This window comes from Streptomyces sp. NPDC037126, from assembly GCF_055605965.1.
In genome coordinates, this window is sequence record NZ_JBVJTD010000007.1 from 201,706 (window position 1) to 218,416 (window position 16,711).

Annotated in this window: 16 protein-coding genes; 7 read left to right on the forward strand and 9 right to left on the reverse strand. The window is 73.4% G+C overall.

The window, feature by feature from the left end; all coding sequences use genetic code 11:
- Window positions 1–34: 34 nt before the first annotated feature.
- Complete coding sequence (locus tag ACZ7FF_RS18465; RefSeq protein ID WP_470813268.1) at window positions 35–1,150, reverse strand: ABC transporter substrate-binding protein; 1,116 nt, start codon at window positions 1,148–1,150, stop codon at window positions 35–37.
- 575 nt (window positions 1,151–1,725) lie between these two features.
- Here ACZ7FF_RS18465 and ACZ7FF_RS18470 point away from each other — a divergent pair.
- Window positions 1,726–3,978 (forward strand): glutaminase family protein, encoded by a 2,253-nt coding sequence (locus ACZ7FF_RS18470; protein WP_470813269.1) that lies wholly within the window; start codon window positions 1,726–1,728, stop codon window positions 3,976–3,978.
- A gap of 207 nt (window positions 3,979–4,185) precedes the next feature.
- Here ACZ7FF_RS18470 and ACZ7FF_RS18475 read toward each other — a convergent pair whose 3' ends face one another.
- Both ACZ7FF_RS18475 and ACZ7FF_RS18480 read right to left on the reverse strand, forming a co-directional pair.
- Entirely contained in the window at window positions 4,186–5,292 is a 1,107-nt protein-coding gene (locus ACZ7FF_RS18475) for a sensor histidine kinase (protein WP_470813270.1), read from the reverse strand.
- Window positions 5,293–5,294: 2 nt separating this feature from the next.
- Entirely contained in the window at window positions 5,295–6,023 is a 729-nt protein-coding gene (locus tag ACZ7FF_RS18480) for a response regulator transcription factor (protein ID WP_470813271.1), read from the reverse strand.
- A 103-nt stretch (window positions 6,024–6,126) separates the two neighbouring features.
- On the opposite strand from ACZ7FF_RS18480, the gene ACZ7FF_RS18485 reads away from it, so the two are divergent.
- From ACZ7FF_RS18485 to ACZ7FF_RS18495, 3 genes are read left to right on the forward strand one after another with little or no spacing between them, the layout of a single operon-like run.
- Window positions 6,127–6,828, forward strand: a complete 702-nt coding sequence (locus ACZ7FF_RS18485; protein WP_470813272.1) for a glycosyltransferase family 2 protein — start codon at window positions 6,127–6,129, stop codon at window positions 6,826–6,828.
- Window positions 6,825–7,442 carry a TIGR04282 family arsenosugar biosynthesis glycosyltransferase gene (locus ACZ7FF_RS18490; RefSeq protein ID WP_470813273.1) on the forward strand — a complete coding sequence of 206 codons (618 nt, stop codon included), beginning with the start codon at window positions 6,825–6,827 and terminating at the stop codon, window positions 7,440–7,442. Before ACZ7FF_RS18485 ends, ACZ7FF_RS18490 begins: the two co-directional genes overlap by 4 nt.
- On the forward strand, window positions 7,439–8,191 hold the full coding sequence (locus tag ACZ7FF_RS18495) for a class I SAM-dependent methyltransferase (protein ID WP_470813274.1): 753 nt from the start codon (window positions 7,439–7,441) through the stop codon (window positions 8,189–8,191). Before ACZ7FF_RS18490 ends, ACZ7FF_RS18495 begins: the two co-directional genes overlap by 4 nt.
- Before the next feature lie 313 nt (window positions 8,192–8,504).
- Here ACZ7FF_RS18495 and ACZ7FF_RS18500 read toward each other — a convergent pair whose 3' ends face one another.
- The gene (locus ACZ7FF_RS18500) at window positions 8,505–9,743 is read right to left on the reverse strand and encodes a molybdopterin-dependent oxidoreductase (RefSeq protein ID WP_470813275.1); all 1,239 of its coding nucleotides are present in this window, start codon (window positions 9,741–9,743) and stop codon (window positions 8,505–8,507) included.
- Window positions 9,744–9,856: 113 nt separating this feature from the next.
- On the opposite strand from ACZ7FF_RS18500, the gene ACZ7FF_RS18505 reads away from it, so the two are divergent.
- Window positions 9,857–11,203, forward strand: coding sequence for a hypothetical protein (locus ACZ7FF_RS18505; RefSeq protein WP_470813276.1), 1,347 nt, complete (start codon window positions 9,857–9,859; stop codon window positions 11,201–11,203).
- Between the two features lie 166 nt (window positions 11,204–11,369).
- Window positions 11,370–12,353, forward strand: a complete 984-nt coding sequence (locus ACZ7FF_RS18510) for an alpha/beta hydrolase (protein ID WP_470813277.1) — start codon at window positions 11,370–11,372, stop codon at window positions 12,351–12,353.
- Window positions 12,354–12,372: 19 nt separating this feature from the next.
- Here ACZ7FF_RS18510 and ACZ7FF_RS18515 read toward each other — a convergent pair whose 3' ends face one another.
- On the reverse strand, window positions 12,373–12,669 hold the full coding sequence (locus tag ACZ7FF_RS18515) for an AAA family ATPase (RefSeq protein WP_470813278.1): 297 nt from the start codon (window positions 12,667–12,669) through the stop codon (window positions 12,373–12,375).
- Window positions 12,670–12,991: 322 nt separating this feature from the next.
- Between ACZ7FF_RS18515 and ACZ7FF_RS18520 the strand changes: the two genes are divergently transcribed.
- Window positions 12,992–13,666, forward strand: a complete 675-nt coding sequence (locus ACZ7FF_RS18520) for a dienelactone hydrolase family protein (protein ID WP_470813279.1) — start codon at window positions 12,992–12,994, stop codon at window positions 13,664–13,666.
- A 14-nt stretch (window positions 13,667–13,680) separates the two neighbouring features.
- Here ACZ7FF_RS18520 and ACZ7FF_RS18525 read toward each other — a convergent pair whose 3' ends face one another.
- The 4 genes from ACZ7FF_RS18525 to ACZ7FF_RS18540 form a co-directional block, all read right to left on the reverse strand.
- On the reverse strand, window positions 13,681–14,067 hold the full coding sequence (locus tag ACZ7FF_RS18525; RefSeq protein WP_470813280.1) for a DUF2267 domain-containing protein: 387 nt from the start codon (window positions 14,065–14,067) through the stop codon (window positions 13,681–13,683).
- A 162-nt stretch (window positions 14,068–14,229) separates the two neighbouring features.
- Window positions 14,230–14,688 carry an archease gene (locus ACZ7FF_RS18530; protein WP_470813394.1) on the reverse strand — a complete coding sequence of 153 codons (459 nt, stop codon included), beginning with the start codon at window positions 14,686–14,688 and terminating at the stop codon, window positions 14,230–14,232.
- A gap of 125 nt (window positions 14,689–14,813) precedes the next feature.
- A complete protein-coding gene (locus ACZ7FF_RS18535; protein WP_470813281.1) occupies window positions 14,814–16,145 on the reverse strand; it encodes an erythromycin esterase family protein in 1,332 nt (443 codons plus the stop codon).
- A gap of 19 nt (window positions 16,146–16,164) precedes the next feature.
- Window positions 16,165–16,689, reverse strand: a complete 525-nt coding sequence (locus ACZ7FF_RS18540; protein WP_470813282.1) for a TetR/AcrR family transcriptional regulator — start codon at window positions 16,687–16,689, stop codon at window positions 16,165–16,167.
- Window positions 16,690–16,711: the final 22 nt, after the last annotated feature.

A 16,711-nucleotide genomic window follows, 5' to 3' on the forward strand; every position in this document is an offset into this window, starting at 1 on the left:
GTGGGCCCGCGGCCCGCCGGACCCGGCGGCTCGGTCAGTACACCAGGCCCTGGGACAGGGCCTGCTCGGCGTTGTCGGACGTGAAGTGACCGTCCTTGATGATGACCTTGGGCTGGACGCCGGTGGTGCCGTAGAAGTCCTGCAGGGACTGGAAGGCGAGGGGCCCGAAGCGGGGGTTGGTCTCGATGTCGGCGACGGCCTGGCCGGCGGCGACGTTCTGGACCATCTGCGAGATGCCGTCGATGGTGACGATCTTGACGTCCTTGCCGGGGGTCTTCCCGGCGGACTTGATGGCCTGGATGGCGCCCAGGGCCATCTCGTCGTTCTCGGCGTAGACGGCGTTGATGTCCGAGTGGGCCTGGAGCAGCTGCTCCATCACCTTCTGCCCGTCGGTCTGGGCGAAGTTGCCGGTCTGGGAGGCCACGATCTTCATGTTCGGGTACTTGGCCTTGACCTGGTCCTCGAAGCCCTTGGTGCGGTCGGTGGTGACGTTGTTGCCGGGGCTGCCGGTCAGGATCGCCACGTGCGCGCTGCTGTTCGTGGCGCCGGCCAGGTCGTCGGCGGCGATCTGCGCCTGGCCGTAGAAGTTCGAGCCGATGAAGGCGACGAAGTCGGTGCAGGCGCTACCGGCCACGGAGCGGTCGATGGTGAGGATCGGGATCTTCTTGGCCTTGGCCTGGGCGAGTGCGGGGCCGAGGCCGTCGGAGTTCTCCGGGGCCACGATCAGCACCTTCGCGCCCTGCGCGATCATGTCCTCGATCTGCGAGTTCTGCGTGTTGACGTCGGCGTTGGCGTTGCGCTCGATCAGCTTGACGCCCAGCTTCTTGGCCTGCGCCTCGATGCTCTTGGTCTCGGTGGCCCGAAACGGGTTGCTGGTGGACTCCGACTGGGAGAAGCCGACCACGGTCTTGCCGTCGGTGATGTCGAGCTTGGGGACACCGCCGCCGTAGCGCTGGTAGCTGCAGCCGGGCCCTGAGGCGGAGGCGCTCGGCGAGGCGACCTGCTGGGCGGCCGCGGTGTTGTCGCCGGAACCCGCCTTGGAGCCCGAGGACGAGTCGCTGCCGGAGTTGGTGCAGGCGGACGCGGAAAGGCAGAGGCCGGCGGTGAGCACCGCGGCAGAGACGGCCTTGGCCCGGAAGGTGGCGTACATGCGCCGATCACATCCTCGTCGAAGCGGTCGGGAGGGGTGGAGTTCTTGCTGGAGAGCGAAGAGGAAACCGGCCGGGCGGGCTCGTGGGCGACCAGGCCTGACAGGTTGGTACAACGATGTAGAACAACGATGTAGAGGAACAGTGAGGGATGGCCCGGATCACTGTCAATACGTCAGTTCGAGTTCTCTGCGAACGACTTCCATCGCGCCGTCCTCAGAAGGGCTTCAAGCGGTGCGAGTTGGGTAGCCGACCGACCCGTAACGCTTCCGCGGCCTAGGGGGTGACACAAATACCCAGCTCAGAGCAGTACTTGAGGCGTGTCACCCGTGATCCGGAAGGCTGCGGCAAAGGTTCTCACCGAAGGGTGGACATGACATCCAGTCTGTGCTGTCATCGTCCTGCTTCGGCTTTTCATCGTTGTACGAACGGCCCTCCACCTCCGCCGTGTGGTCGATGCCGGACCACCGCGCGTTCCCCCCATGGCTCCTCCGGCAGTTCGACGCGTCCGCCCCGCCCCGCGCGCACATCCCTGCCCTTCACCGCTTTCCCCGAGCGGCTCCTCCAGGAGAACCGAATGACCCAAAGGAACGACAACGCCGGTCTGCCCGCGAACGGGTCCAACCTCCCCGGTCCGCAGGCCGGTTCGGACTCCCCGGGCGGCTCCGGCGGCCTCACCCGCCGCGGACTGATCAGATGGACCGGCGCGGCCGGCCTCGGTGCGGCCGGTGCCGGTCTGCTCCCGGGCCTCACCCAGCGCGCGCAGGCCGCCGAGCTGTCGGCAGGGGGCACGGCCGCCGCCTCCTCCGCCGGCGCGGTCGCCCCGGCCTTCGACCCGATCCGGCCGCCCGCCGTCCCGCTGGCCGTGCGCTCGCCCTACCTGAGCACCTGGCTGAACGCGGACCTGCCCAGCGGACACTGGCCCGGGTTCTGGACCGGCCGCACCACGGCCATGGCCGGTGTCATCCGGGTCGACGGCACCAACTTCCTGTTCCTGGGCGCCCCGAGCGTCACCGACCACCCGATCTCCCGCGGCGCGGTGCAGCGCTCGCTGACCCTCACCGCGACGCGCTCGGAGTTCGTCTTCGAGGCCGGCGGCGCGCAGCTGACCCTGACGTTCCTGTCCCCCGTGGAGCCGGGCGACCTGCGCCGCCAGTCGATGCCGCTGTCGTACGTCGTCGCGGACGTGCGCAGCCTGGACGGCAAGGCGCACGACGTCGCGCTGTACTTCGACATCTCCGGCGAGTGGGCCTCGGGCAACTCCGGGACGAAGATCCGCTGGTCGCAGGAGCAACTGTCCGGTTCGGGCGGTACGACGGCGACCTCGCTGACCTTCACTCCCGACAGCCCCGGAGTGCTCAGGGAGAACGGCGACATGGCGTCCTGGGGCACCGTCGTGTGGAGCGCCACCAACCGCTCCGGGCTGAGCTGGCAGATCGGCTCGGACACCGCCGTGCGCGCCACCGCGCTGGAGGGCAAGGCGCTGGCCAACTCCGCCGACACGCGCCAGCCGCGGGCCATCAACGACAGCTGGCCGGTGTTCGCCTTCCGGTTCGACCTCGGCAGCGTCCACGCCTCGACCCGCGCGGTCCTGTCGGTCGGCCACGTGCGCGAGCCCGCCGTCAGCTACCTCGGCGAGCAGCTGCCGCCCCTGTGGAAGTCGTACTGGTCGAGCTGGCAGGACATGGCGGCCTACTTCCACTCCGACGCGGCCGCGGCGCAGAAGCGCACCGCGGCCCTGGACCACAAGGTGCGCAAGGACGCCACGGCCGCGGGCGGCGCCAAGTACGCCGCGCTGTGCGCGCTGGCCCTGCGGCAGGCGTACGCCGGCACCGAACTGGTCAGCCGCAAGGGCAAGCCCTGGGCGTTCCTGAAGGAGATCTCCTCCGACGGCAACATGTCGACCATCGACGTGGCCTATCCGGCGATACCGGTGTGGCTCTACCTGGACCCGGAGTACCTCGGCCTGATCCTGCAACCGCTCCTGGACTACGCGGAGAACGGCGGCTGGCCCAAGAAGTTCGCCGAGCACGACCTCGGGTCCGGCTACCCGAACGCGAGCGGGCACAACGACGGCAACGAGGAGGACATGCCGGTCGAGGAGTCCGCCAACGCGGTGCTGATGACCGCCGCCTATCTGGCGCGCACCGACTCCGCGGACGCCAAGGCGTTCGCCACCGCGCACTACGCGATCCTGAAGCAGTGGGCCGACTACCTGGTGGACAACGCCCTCGACCCGCAGAACCAGAACCAGACGGACGACTTCACCGGCTGGATCGCGCACAGCGCCAACCTCGCCCTGAAGGGCATCCTGGCCATCGGTGCCATGGGACAGATCGCCACCGCGGCGGGCAACTCCGCCGACAGCGCGAAGTACGCGAGCACCGCCCGGGACTACATCGGCCAGTGGGTGGACAAGGCCCAGGACACCGACAAGGACCACCTCAAGCTCGCCTACGACCAGCCCGGCACCTGGAGCCTGAAGTACAACGGCTACCCGGACGCGCTGCTCGGGCTCGGTCTGATACCCCGCGACGTGGCGCGGAAGGAGGGCGACTGGTACCTGACGCAGGCCAACCAGTTCGGCGTGCCGCTCGACCTGCGGCACAGCTACACCAAGGGTGACTGGGAGATGTGGACGGCCGCGTGGCTGCGCGGCCACCCGGTGAGCGAGCTGCTGATCTCCAGGCTCTACGAGTTCGCGCACACCACGCCCTCGCGGGTGCCGTTCACCGACTGGTACGACACGGTGGCCGACGTCCAGAGCGGCGGCTTCCAGGCCCGCCCGGTGGTCGGAGGCGTGTTCGCCCTGCTGAGCCTGCGCGGCTAGGTGTATTGACCTGCAGGGTTGTTTACGCGGGACGGCCGGACAGGACGCGTTCGACCAGGACGCGTCTGCCGTGAACGGTCAGGCGGACATTACGGCGGGACACGAAGACCTCCGTGTGCGGTGCAGCTCAGACACCTCGCACCACACCGGAGGTCTTCGCCATGATCAAGACCCCGGCCCTGTTGACAACGCTCGTGATCAATACACCTAGGCCGTCGGCAGGGTCACCTCGAAGCGGCAGCCGCCGGGGATGTTGCGGACGCTGGCCCGGCCCTGGTGGGCCTCCACGATGCCCCGGACGATGGCCAGGCCGAGGCCCGCGCCGGCCGGGGGCGTGCGGGCGTCGGTGCCGCGCCAGCCGGTGTCGAAGACGCGGGGCAGGTCCTCGTCGGGGATGCCGCCGCAGCCGTCGGTGACCGACAGCACCACACCGTCGGCCGTGCGCTCGGCGGCGATGGCGACCGTGCCGTCGGCAGGGGTGCGGCGGATGGCGTTGACCAGCAGGTTGCCGAGCACGCGGCTCATCTCCCTGCCGTCCACCTCGACCGGCACCGGCTCGACGCCCTGGCCGACGAGGCGTACGCCGTGTTCGCGGGCCAGCGGATCGGCTCCCGCGAGGGCGTCGCCCACCAGGTCGTACAGGGAGATCCGGGAGAGGCTCAGCGACAGGGTGCCCGCGTGGATGCGGGAGAGTTCGAAGAGGTCGCCGACCATGTCGTTGAGCCGTTCCACCTCGGCGCGGATCTGCTTCAGATAGCGGTCGGGGTCGGCCGCCACCCCGTCCTCCAGCGCCTCGGACATGGCGCGCAGCCCGGCGAGCGGGGTGCGCAGGTCGTGCGAGATCCAGGCGACCAGCTCGCGCCGGGACGTCTCCAGCGCCCTCTCCCGTTCCCGGGATTCGGCGAGTCGCGCGCTGGTGGCGGCCAGCTCGCGGCTGAGGGCCTCGAGTTCGGCCGTCGCGGGGCCGTCGGGGGCGGCGAAGGAGCCGCCGTCGCCGAACGAGCGGGCGGCATCGGTGAGTTCCCGGCTGCGGGCCACCACCCAGCGGCCCATGAGCAGGGCGGTGGCCAGGGACACGACGGCAGCCATGGCGACCACGGTGGTGACGACGCTCAGGTCGTGCGGGGACAGGAACATCGCCCAGGCGACGGCCAGCGTGCCCGCGAGCATGGCGACGACCCCGACCGCCGCGACCACCGCGAGGGAGGCGGTGAGCGAGCGCCGCCGGATCAGACGCAGCACGCAGGCTCCGGCGAGGCCCGTCGCGGCGGCGCCGGCGAAGGCGTAGAGGACGATGAGGAGGGTGTCGCGCATGGTCAGCCCTCCGGTTCGCCGGGCTCGAAGCGGTAGCCGACGCCCCACACGGTCTGGATCAGGCGGGGCCTGGCCGGGTCGTCCTCGACCTTGCCGCGCAGCCGGCGCACATGGACCGTGACGGTGGACAGGTCGCCGAAGTCCCAGCCCCAGACCTCGCGCATCAGGTCCTCGCGGCTGTACGCCCGGCCCGGGTGCCGCAGGAAGAAGGCGAGCAGGTCGAACTCCCTCAGGGTGAGGGCGAGTTCACCGCCGTCCTTGGTGGCCCGGCGGGCGTCCGGGTCGACCGAGAGCCCGGCCGCCGCGAGCCGGTGCCCCGTCGCGGCGGGGCGGCTGCGGCGCAGCACGGACTCCACGCGCAGCACGAGTTCCCGGGGGCTGAAGGGCTTGGTGACGTAGTCGTCGGCGCCGACCTCCAGGCCCAGGATGCGGTCGTCCTCGTCGCCCCGGGCGGTCAGCATGATGACCGGCACGGGACCCCGGTCCCGCATCCGCCGGCACACCTCCAGGCCGTCCATGCCGGGCAGCATCAGGTCCAGGACCACGAGGTCGGGCCAGTGCGCACCGGCACGGCTCAGGGCCGTGGGACCGTCGTCGGCGCAGTCGACCACATAGCCGGCGCGGTCCAGGTACCCGGCCACGACCTCGGCGACGGTGGGGTCGTCGTCGACGACCAGGACCCGGGCCGCGGCGGTGGCCCGGGCCTCGTGGGGCTCGTACGGGGGTTGCATGGGTCCAGCCTCGCACCACGCGCGGTCCGTCGGCGCGGCACGGGGGCGGCGTCCGTGTTTCGTAAGGAGCGGTGGACCGGTATGCCCGGTTCGCGTTCGTAGGGTGAAAGCCGTGACGACCACTTCATCGGACGTCGACGTGGTGCTGCCCTGCCTGGACGAGGCCGAGGCCCTGCCCTGGGTGCTCGGCCGGATCCCGGCGGGCTGGCGCGCCATCGTCGTCGACAACGGTTCCACCGACGGCTCGGCCGAGATCGCCCGCGCGCTGGGCGCGACCGTGGTGCACGAGCCGCGGCGGGGTTTCGGTGCCGCCTGCCATGCCGGGCTGACCGCGGCCACCGCGGGCATCGTGTGCTTCTGCGACTGCGACGCCTCGCTCGACCCCTCGCTGCTCATGACGTTCGTAGGGGAGGTGCGGTCCGGCGAGGCCGACCTGGTGCTCGGGCGGCGGCGTCCCGAGGGCCGGGGTGCCTGGCCCTCGCACGCGCGGGCCGGCAATCTGGCGCTCGCGCGCATGCTGCGCCGCCGTACCGGGCTGCGGCTGCGCGATCTCGGGCCGCTGCGGGCTGCCCGCCGTGAGGCGCTGCTCGCGCTGGACCTCACCGACCGGCGCAGCGGCTACCCGCTGCAGATGGTCGTCCGCGCCGCCGACGCCGGCTGGCGCATCACCGAACACGACGTGCCCTACCTCCCGCGCACCGGCGCCTCCAAGGTGACCGGCACCTGGCGCGGCACCTGGCAGGCGGTACGGGACATGCGCCGTGTCCTCGCCGAGGCGCCGGCCGGCGAGAGGATCCCGCGGTGACCACACTGCTCGTGATCGCCAAGGAGCCGCGCCCGGGGCGGGTCAAGACCCGGCTCACCCCGCCGTTCACCCCCGAGGAGGCGGCGCAGCTGGCCGAGGCGGCGCTCACCGACACCCTGCACGCGGTGGCGGCCGCTCCCGCCTCCCGGCGGATCCTGGTCCTCGACGGTGCCCCGGGCCCCTGGCTGCCGCCGGGATTCGAGGTGCTGCCGCAGTGCTCCGGCGGGCTGGACGAGCGGCTGGCGCATGCCTTCGGGCACTGCCGGGGTCCGGCCCTGCTCATCGGCATGGACACCCCCCAGGTGACGCCGCAGCTGCTGAGCGTGGACTTCGCGGACTGCGACGCGTGTCTGGGCCCGGCGGAGGACGGCGGCTTCTGGGCGCTGGGGCTGGCCGAGCCCGACCCCGCGCTGCTGCGGGGCGTGCCCATGTCGACGCCCGTGACCGGGAAGGTGCAGCGGGAGCGGCTGGCCGCCGCCGGGCTGCGCGTGCGCGAGCTGCCGCGGCTGCGGGACGTCGACGTGGCGGCCGACGCCCGTGCGGTGGCCGCGCTGGCCCCGACCAGCCGGTTCGCCATCCGGCTGGCCCGCTGCACCCCGGCAGGACCGCGATGAGCGGCTCCGTCGCCTGGGCGGCAGCCGACCCGTACTCCGCCGCGCTGCGCACCGGCCGCGGCCCGCTGTTCCTGCGCCGCACGGACGGCTGGCTGCTGCCGCTGGAGGTGGAGCGCTGGTGCGCCCGGGCCGATCCGGTCGACCTGGAGGTGCTGGACCGCTGCGAGGGCGCCGTGCTGGACGTCGGCTGCGGGCCGGGCCGGCTGGTGACGGAACTCGCGGCCCGCGGCCGTACCGTGCTCGGCATCGACGTCAGCGACGCCGCCGTCGAGCACACCGCGGGGCTCGGCGGGCCGGTGCTGCGCCGCTCGGTGTTCGAGCCGCTGCCCGGCGAGGGCCGCTGGGACACCGTGCTGCTCATGGACGGCAACATCGGCATCGGCGGCGACCCGGCCGCCCTGCTGGAGCGGGTGGCCGGGCTGCTGCGGCCGGGCGGCCTGCTGATCGCGGAGAGCGCGGCGGTCGACGTCGACGAACGGGCCCGGGTCCAGGTGGTCGACGTGGCCGCCGGCCCGGACGGCGCCGGCGCCCCGTTCCCCTGGGCGCGCCTCGGCACCCGGGCCCTGCTCGGGTACGCGCGCGGGGCCGGCTGGCGGCCCGTCGCTCAGTGGGGCGCCGGCGGACGGTGCTTCGCCGCCCTGCGCAGCCGCCGGGCCAGCAGGAGCGCCGAGCCGCCGAAGAGCACGGCGGTGATCAGCAGCCAGCGGGCGAGGAAGCCGTCCGGGGACAGCCCGGTGGTCACCCGGTAGCGCTGGTCCGCCATCCCGCTGATCAGCGGGAACCAGACGAGCAGCAGCAGGCCGGACAGCGCGGCCGGGACCCGCACGTACGGGGTCCAGGCGCGCCGCCCGGCCGCCCCGAGGCCGTGCGCCACCGCACGGTCCGCCGCCGCGTACAGCGGCAGCAGGACGAGGTCGTGCAGCAGCGCGGCGGCCACGATCCACACCGCAACCCCCCACCAGTCACCGGCGAACAGCCGGACCCCGGCGTACGCGGCGAGCGCGAACGAGCAGACGAGCAGCAGCAGTTGGAAGGGGCTACCGAGCGGCACGCGACGCGGCATCACAGGTCTCCGAAGGTCAGCCGGCCCACCCACTTGGTGTTGAGCACGCCGGGCGCGGCGGGCACGATGACGCGTGCCGGGTGGCCGTGGTCGAGGGACAGTTCCTCGCCGTTGACGTACAGGGCGAGCAGGGAGCGCGGATCGGCCACCTGGTTCGCGCGCAGGGCCGCGCGGCGGAAGGCGCCGTGCCGTTGCAGGGACTCCACGAGCAGGTCCGGCGGGTTCCCGTCGTGTCCGACGAGCGCCGCGAGGTCCCGCAGCCTGACCCCGCGCCACCACTGGTCGGCCGTCGACCAGCCCTCCACGCAGGCGATGGGCAACGACGAGCTGTGCAGGGGCAGTCGCAGGAGGTCCGCGCGGCTGAGCCGGACGGTGCCGGTGCGGCCGGTGACGACGAGGCGCCAGGCGTCCTCGTGGATGTCGGCCGGGGTGATTCCGGCGTAGGCGGCCGTCTTGTTGATCTGGAAGCCGTTCGGGCCGCCGGCCGGATCGGCCGCGCCGTGCGGCGCGAGCAGGGCCGTACGGCGGAAGGGGCCGCCCAGGCTCTGCCCGACCGTGGTCAGGAACAGCAGCAGCGAGCCGGCGCCGACCAGGCCCAGCGCCCCGCGCCGGGAGACGGTGGGCGGGGCGGGGTCCGGGGACACCAGGTCGCCGGCCTCGTCCTCGCGCAGCCGCCGCCGTACGGCCCGCAGCGCCTTCGGTGTCTTGAGCGCGGCGTGGGCGACGAAGGCCGCGAAGAACACCCAGGCGCCGTAGAAGTGCAGGGGGTAGAAGGAGCCCGGGAAGACGTAGTCCAGCTGGATGTTGAGCACTCCGGTGGTGAACTCGAAGAGTCCGCCGCCGACCAGCAGCAGCAGTGAGATCCGCTCCAAGGCGTGGGCGACGGAGCGGGCCGGCGGCAGCGTGAACAGCCTCGGCACCACCGACCAGAGCTTGGCCAGCAGCACGGGGATCAGGGTGACGCCGAGGGTGACGTGGACGCCCTGGGTGAGCCGGTACAGCCACACCGGGCCGGTCGGCCAGGCGAAGAGGTAGAACCCGAGGAAGCCCTTGTCCGGTGTCATGTCGTTCACCCGGGACAGACCGGGGTTGTACGCGGCGTACGACACGAGGCCGGTCACGAACAGCACGGTGATGCCGGCGAGCAGGACGAGGCCGAGCACCGAGGTGAACCAGGGACCGCGCAGTGAGCTGCGCCAGAAGCCTGGAGAAGTGGGGAGCCGGTGATGGTCGCGCATGTCCCGACCGTAGGCCGGGAACCACCCGGAACCGGGCGTGCGACCGGTGACGAAACGCTGACGTCCGGCCCGGACGGCGGCCGGGTACCGCCCGCCCGGCCTAGCGTTCCGGTGTGACCCGCTCCCTCAGCCGCGACCTGACCGCCGCCGGCGCCGCCGCCCTGCTCGTCACGGCGGCCGTGCTCGTCGGCCGACACATCCAGGACACCCGCCACACGCTGTTCGTGCACTGGCCGCCCCTGTTCGCCGACTGGGACCCGCACGTCGGTCCCGGCACTCCCGCGGCACTGGCCGTGGCCGCGGCCACCGTCGTGTACGGCCCCGCCCTCGCGGTCCGCCTGCCCTGGCGCGGGCTGCTCGCGGCCGCCTGGGCGACGGCCCTGGCCTGGATCCTCTCCCTGGCGCTGGTCGACGGCTGGCAGCGGGGCATCGCGGGCAGGCTGACCACCGGCAACGAGTACCTCCGGGTCATCGGCCGCTTCCACGACATCCCGGCCACCCTGCGCGACTTCACCCACCACATCGTCAGCGGCACCCCCGACCCCTGGCCCGCGCACATCGCCGGTCATCCCCCGGCCGCCACGCTGACGTTCGTGCTGCTGGACCGGATCGGGCTGCGCGGCGGGGGCTGGGCCGGGATGTGGTGCGTCGTCGTCGGGGCGACGGGCTGCGTGGCCGTGCTGGTCGCGGTCCGCGCCCTGGCCGGCGAGCGGCCGGCGCGGCGGGCCGCGCCGTTCCTGGTGCTGGCGCCCGCCGCGGTGTGGCAGGGCACCTCCGCCGACGCCTACTTCGCGGCCGCCGCCGCCTGGTCCGTGGCCCTGCTCGCCCTCGCGCTGACCCGGCGCTCCCTCGGGGCGGCGGCGGCCTCGGGCCTGCTGTTCGGCCTGACCTGCTACCTCTCCTACGGCCTCGCGCTCTTCGCCCTCATCGGCGCCGCGGTGCTCGTCCTCGCCCGGCGGGACCTGCGGGAGCGCCCCCTCCTGCTGCTCCCCCTGCTCGCCGGACTGGCCGTGTTCCCTGTGGTGTTCACGCTCGCCGGGTTCAACTGGTGGGAGGGCTACCACCTGCTGGTCACCCGCTACTACCAGGGGGTGGGCGGCACCCGCCCGTACAGCTACTGGGTGTGGGCCGATCTGGCCTGCGCCGCGGTCATCACCGGCCCGGCCACGGCGGCGGGCCTGTGGCGTACGACCACCGCGCTGTTCCACCGCCGTGGCGGCACCGCTGCCGGTCCGTGCGATGCGCGAACCCGTCTCGCGGTCCTGGTCTCCGTCGCCCTGGCCGCGATGCTGGTGGCCGACCTGTCCGGCATGAGCAAGGCCGAGACGGAGCGCATCTGGCTGCCCTTCGCCCTGTGGCTCCTGCCGGCGTGCGCGCTGCTCCCCCGCCCGCGCCCCTGGCTCGCCGCCCAGGCCGTTCTCGCCCTGCTCATCAACCACCTTCTGTTCACCGGCTGGTGACGGGTGATTGACTACGGCGCATGGATCTCGCGCGACCGCTCCGCCCCCGCACGGACGTGCTGACGAGGTGTTCCGCCCGGGATGCGGGACCGTGTCACCGGCGGGAGGGACTGTCGTGAGTGCGGGTGGCCCGCCGTCACGCCCGGGTGCCGTCCCCGCTCCCCCCTTGGATCCCGAACTGAGCGCGGCGGTCGCGGAGTTGCCGGACGAGAGGTGGGAGGCGATCACCCCGGAGAACCTCGCCGCCCGGCAGGAACGGGACGCCGCGGGCCGGCCGAGGCCGACGGTCGCGGACCTTCAGGACGGCGGCCGCTTCGAGGTGCGGGAGCTGCGGGTGCCGGGGCCCCCGGGCGGGCCCGACGTCACGCTGGTGAGCGCGCGGCCCGCCGGGATCGCGGGCCCGCTGCCGCTGCTCTACTACCTGCACGGCGGTGGGCTGATCACCGGCAACGCGTGGTCCGTCGTGCCGAGGCTGCTGCGCGAATGGGCGCTCCCGCTGGGGCTGGCCGTCGTCTCGGTCGAGTACCGGCTGGCACCGCGGGCGCGCTACCCCGGGCCGGTGGAGGACTGCAGCGCCGGGCTCGCCTGGGTGACCGCGCACGCGGCCGAACTGGGCATCGACGCGGACCGCGTCGTCGTGGGAGGGAAGAGCGCCGGCGGCGGACTCGCCGCGGCCCTCACCCTGCTCCTCCGCGACCGGGGCGGGCCCGCGCCGATCGGGCAGCTGCTGATCTGCCCGATGCTCGACGACCGCGGCGACACCTTCTCCAGCCGTCAGATGGCCGGCGTCGACCCCTGGGACCGCACCTCCAACGCGACCGCCTGGCAGGCTCTGCTGGGCGACCGGTACGGCGGCGCGGACGTGCCGCCCTACGCGGCCCCCGCCCGTGCCACGGACCTGTCCGGGCTGCCCCCGGCCTACATCGAGGTCGGCTCGGCCGAGACCCTCAGGGACGAGGACGTGGCCTACGCCCAGGCGATCTGGCGGGCCGGCGGTCAGGCCGAACTGCACGTGTGGCCCGGCGCCTGCCACGGCTTCGACACCTTCGCCCCGAACGCGTCCCTCAGCCAGGACGCCCGCGCGACCCGCACCCGCTGGCTCCGGCGCATCCTCACCCGGTCCGGCCCGGGCAGCCACCGGGGTGTCTGAGTCTGCGACGCGTGTGCGGTCATGGGCGGGCCGACAGGCCCTGGGCGCGTACCTCGAAGCCGCCCCGGCCGTCGAGGCGCACCTCGTGCACCGCGTCGAAGCCGTCCGCCGGTGACGGCGTGCGCAGCCGCTTCAGGGTGGCGAGGACGCCGACGTCGGGGACGCGGTCGCGGCCCTCGCGCAGGGCGTTGCGCCGCAGCGAGCCCGCCACGTCCGGCGGGAACCAGTACGCCGTCACGGTCGCCCCGACGGCGCGGGCCAGCCGCACCAGCGGGTCCCACTCCTGCGGCGAGGGGTTCGTGTTGTCGACCGCCACCGCCGGCCGGCCGCCAGGTGCTCCTCCACCAGCCGCGTCTGCCGCCGCTGCCGGTTCCTGGCGCCACGTGGGAACAGGTCCTTGCTGACCAGCTCGTACCGGCCGGACAGCCGCTGCGCGTAGAACGTGGACTTCCCGGAGGCCTGCAGCCCGATCAGCATGGCCATGTCGGGTTCTGTCGCCATACCCACCACGATGGCACGACTCCCTCGCCGGACGAAGCCCGGCCCGTGGGTTCGGCGGGAATGGTGGGTACGCGGTGCAGGGACATCCGGGCCGTACCGGTCGGCAGGGTCGGCGGACGTGGAAGAGGTTGGTGCCGATGATCTCCGAGATGGTTCTCGTACGGACGGCGGACGCCGCGCTCCACGGAGACTTCGTGGTGCCGGCACCGGCGCGGGCGGTGGTGCTGTTCGTGCACGGCAGCGGCAGCTCCCGGCACAGCGCCCGCGACCGGACGGTGGCCGCCGAGCTGCGCACCGCCGGGTTCGGCACCCTGCTGCTCGACCTGCTCAGCGAACGGGAGGAACGGCACGACGCGCTGACCGGTGAGCACCGCTTCGACATCCCGCTCCTCGGCCGACGCCTGGTGGCCGCGATCGACTGGCTGGACGCGCAGCCCGACACCGGGGGGGTGCCGGTCGTCCTGTTCGGTGAGAGCACGGGCGCCGCCGCGGCCCTGGTGGCCGCCGCCGAGCGTCCGGACCGCGTGCTGACCGTGGTGTCCCGCGGTGGGCGGCCCGATCTGACCGGCGACGCCCTGGAGGACGCGCGGGCCCCGATCCTGCTCATCGTCGGCGACCAGGAGCGCGAGGTGCTGAGAGTCAACGAGGAGGCGGCAGAGCGGCTGCGGGGCCCGCACTCCCTGCACGTCGTCGCGGGTGCCAACCGTCTCTTCGAGGAGCCCGGCGCCCTGCAGCAGGTGGCCGACACGGCCAGGGAGTGGTGCGACGAGCACCTGCGGGCCCGGCACGAGGAGGCGCGGGGGCAGGGGTGACGACATGGGTGCCGTCAGCTCAGATCCGGCCTGCCGAAGAGTTCCGCGTAGCTGGTCGGCAGGTGTGACAGCAGGTCGCTGACCTGCACGCCGGAGACCGCGTCGGCGACGGTGGACAGCACGGCGCTCGCATCCCACTCGGCCGTCCGCGGACGGGCGCCCGTCTGCTGTGCCACGCGCCGGAGGAACTCCTCGCGCCCGAAGGCCTCGGCGCACCCCCGGTCGAGGTGCAGGGCCTCGTCGAGCGGGGCGGGCAGCTGGGCCGCGAGGCCGTCCGCCTCCTCCGGAGTGATCCGCGTGGCGAGCGTCCACAGGACGGCCGCGCTGACGTGCTCGGCCTCCTCCTGGCTCCGGTACTCCCCGCGGTCGCGGACTCGGGTCAGAAACTCCGCCAGCTGCACGGTGACCTCCTGCTGTCGGTCCGCGGAGGGCCGCGGCGCCTGCCGCCACTCGGGCGACCCCTCGGAGTGCTCACTCCAGGGTGCGGGTTCCCCGCCCCGGCTGCCCGTCGGCAAAAACGGGGCAATGGCCGGCCCGGCGGAGCCGTGGCGCACGGCCGGCGTTCACCCCTCCACTGTCGCCGTGCAGGACCAGCCGAGCGCGTCGGGACCGATGTGCAGCGCCTGCCAGGAGACGCCCCTGGGCACCGCGCCGGTGATCTCCACGTCCGCGAGGTCGGCGACCGACAGCCGCGCCTCCACTCCACCGTCCCCGGCGGGCGTCACCTCCACGTCCACCGGCACCCGGCCCGCCGTCTCCAGCCCGAGGACGACCTCGTCCAGCAGGGCGACGAGCAGGTCCTCGTCACTGCCCCGGTCCGGCCGGACCCGCTCCACCGCGCGGGGCCGGGCTCCCGAGACGTCCGCGAAGGACTCGACCATGCCGCGCACCGCCTCGGCCAGGCAGTGCTCCCGGGTGGTGCCCCAGGCCTGGACCCGGGTGTCGGGGGCGTACGGCACCGACCGGTGGCCGTCCTCGCCCTCGCGCCGTGCCCGCAGTTCGTCACCGATGTCACCGACCATGACCACGGGTGTCCCTTCTCCGCCCCCATGGACCGCCACACCTTCGGTACGGGCGCGCACCGGGCACCCGTCGACGGCCGGAGCCCCCCGGACCACCGATCAGCAGACGCCTCCGCGCGCCCCCGTCACACGCCCACGGGCCAAGTCTGCTCCTCCCTGCTCTCCGCGGGCAGGGGGTACAGCGGAGTGAGGGCCTGCGTGTGGTCGAGATGACAGAAGGCGTCGTAGCGCTGGGAGAGGACCGTCGGCACGTAGTTGGCGATCTGTTCGAACCCCGGCCGGTACACGACGCCGATCGCCCGGTGCCCGTGCTCCTGGTGGAACCACTCCGGCCGGCCGGTGAGCGGCGGCCGCTGGAACTGGACGTGCGGGAAGACGAACAGGGCCCGCGTGCCGGGCAGCGCCCGGTGCAGCAGTTCCTCCAGGCTGCCGGAGTGTGCGGGCGGGACGTCCATGACGCGGGGGACGTCGCCCCAGGAGTCGGCGGCGATCACCGTTCCCGTGTACGAGCCGAAGCCGACCAGCACGACGCCGTCCCCCATGTGGCGTTCGCGGACCAGCTGGCCGATGTTGATCATTCCGGTGTCGGCCATGTCGGTCGCCCTGGCGTCCCCGACGTGGGTGTTGTGCGCCCACACGACGGCCTTGGCCCCGAGGCCGTGGTGCTCCATCAGCCGGTCCAGGGTGTCGGTCATGTGGCGGTCGCGGATGTTCCAGGACTCGGGCCCGCTGTCGAGCATGGCCCGGTAGTAGTGCTCGGCGCCGGCCACCACCTCGGCGTTCTGCCGTGCGTCGAACTCCGCGAGGCTCCCGTCCGGAGCGGTCGCCGAGGCGGCCCGCCGCCGCAGCTCGGTGAGCAGGGCGACGACCTGCGGCGCACAGCCCTCGGGCGTCAGTCTGGCGGCCGGCGCGTAGGAGTGCGGGTCCTCGGCGTACGGTTCGAGGCAGCGGTACGCCTCCAGGGCGGGCCCGACATGTTCGGGGTCGTGCTCCCGGAGGTGGCCGAGGACCGCGTCCAGCGACTCCCACAGGCTGTAGACGTCCAGCCCGAAGAAGCCGACCCGCTGTCCGGCCGGCCGTCCCTCGTTGTGCCGCCGCAGCCAGCGCGTGAAGGCGGCGACATCGGTGTTGCCCCACATCCAGGCGGGCCAGCGCCTGAAGCCGGACAGCACCTCGGCGGGGTCCCCGGGCGCGCCCGGGGCGCCGACGACGGAGCGGTGCACGGCCTGGCAGTCGGGCCAGTCGCCCTCCACGGCCACGAACGAGAAGCCCTTCTCCTCGATCAGCCGACGGGTCAGCACGTCACGGACCTGGTGGTAGTCGGCGGTGCCGTGGGACGCCTCGCCGAGCAGCACGTAGCGGGCGTCGCCGACGCGTTCGAGGAGCGGGTCCAGCGACTCCGGGCCGGTCAGGGGCAGGGCTTCGTCCCGGATGTGGGTCTGGTCGATGTCGGCCACGGCGCCTCCGTCTCCCGGGTCACCACCAGGGTCCGGCGCCGGGTTCCCGCCCTGGTCGGGTCCGAAACGGCGTCGCCCCCCCTGGCGCGGGCGCGACGGCCTGCCCGCCCCCCGGCCCACGGCGCCCGAGCTCGCGCCGGGGCCCGGAGTAGTGCTCCAGCAGGGCGGCGGACGGGTCCGGATCGGTCTGCGCCTGGCCTATGAGTTCGGCGATGACCCGCCCGGCCGGTGTCTCGGTGAGCAGACGGACGAACGCGCGCAGCTGAGCCGCCAGGTCGGCCGCGATGTCCCCGGTGTCGGGGAAGGCGAGGGTGGATTCGACGGCGTGGACGTAGCCGTCGAGCGCGAGAGTGCCGCAGGAGGGCCACCACTTGTAGATGGTCGTCTTGCTCACCGCGGCCTCCTGCGCGACCCGTTCGATGGTGAAGGCCGCCATGCCGTCCCGGAGCAGCAGGGCCCCGGCGGCGGCGAGCACCTCCGCGCGCACTTCGTCCGCGGGCCGCCGCCCCCGTCCGCGCCGCGCCGGCGCACCCGGCGTCCTCATCACCCCCTCCCGTCCCCGCGAA

Excerpts from the sequence above, each read along its gene's own strand:
- ACZ7FF_RS18465 (WP_470813268.1), bottom strand. The coding sequence starts at position 1,150 with ATGTACGCCACCTTCCGGGCCAAGGCCGTCTCTGCCGCGGTGCTCACC.
- ACZ7FF_RS18470 (WP_470813269.1), top strand. The coding sequence starts at position 1,726 with ATGACCCAAAGGAACGACAACGCCGGTCTGCCCGCGAACGGGTCCAAC.
- ACZ7FF_RS18475 (WP_470813270.1), bottom strand. The coding sequence starts at position 5,292 with ATGCGCGACACCCTCCTCATCGTCCTCTACGCCTTCGCCGGCGCCGCC.
- ACZ7FF_RS18480 (WP_470813271.1), bottom strand. The coding sequence starts at position 6,023 with ATGCAACCCCCGTACGAGCCCCACGAGGCCCGGGCCACCGCCGCGGCC.
- ACZ7FF_RS18495 (WP_470813274.1), top strand. The coding sequence starts at position 7,439 with ATGAGCGGCTCCGTCGCCTGGGCGGCAGCCGACCCGTACTCCGCCGCG.
- ACZ7FF_RS18500 (WP_470813275.1), bottom strand. The coding sequence starts at position 9,743 with ATGCGCGACCATCACCGGCTCCCCACTTCTCCAGGCTTCTGGCGCAGC.
- ACZ7FF_RS18520 (WP_470813279.1), top strand. The coding sequence starts at position 12,992 with ATGATCTCCGAGATGGTTCTCGTACGGACGGCGGACGCCGCGCTCCAC.
- ACZ7FF_RS18530 (WP_470813394.1), bottom strand. The coding sequence starts at position 14,688 with ATGGTCGGTGACATCGGTGACGAACTGCGGGCACGGCGCGAGGGCGAG.
- ACZ7FF_RS18540 (WP_470813282.1), bottom strand. The coding sequence starts at position 16,689 with ATGAGGACGCCGGGTGCGCCGGCGCGGCGCGGACGGGGGCGGCGGCCC.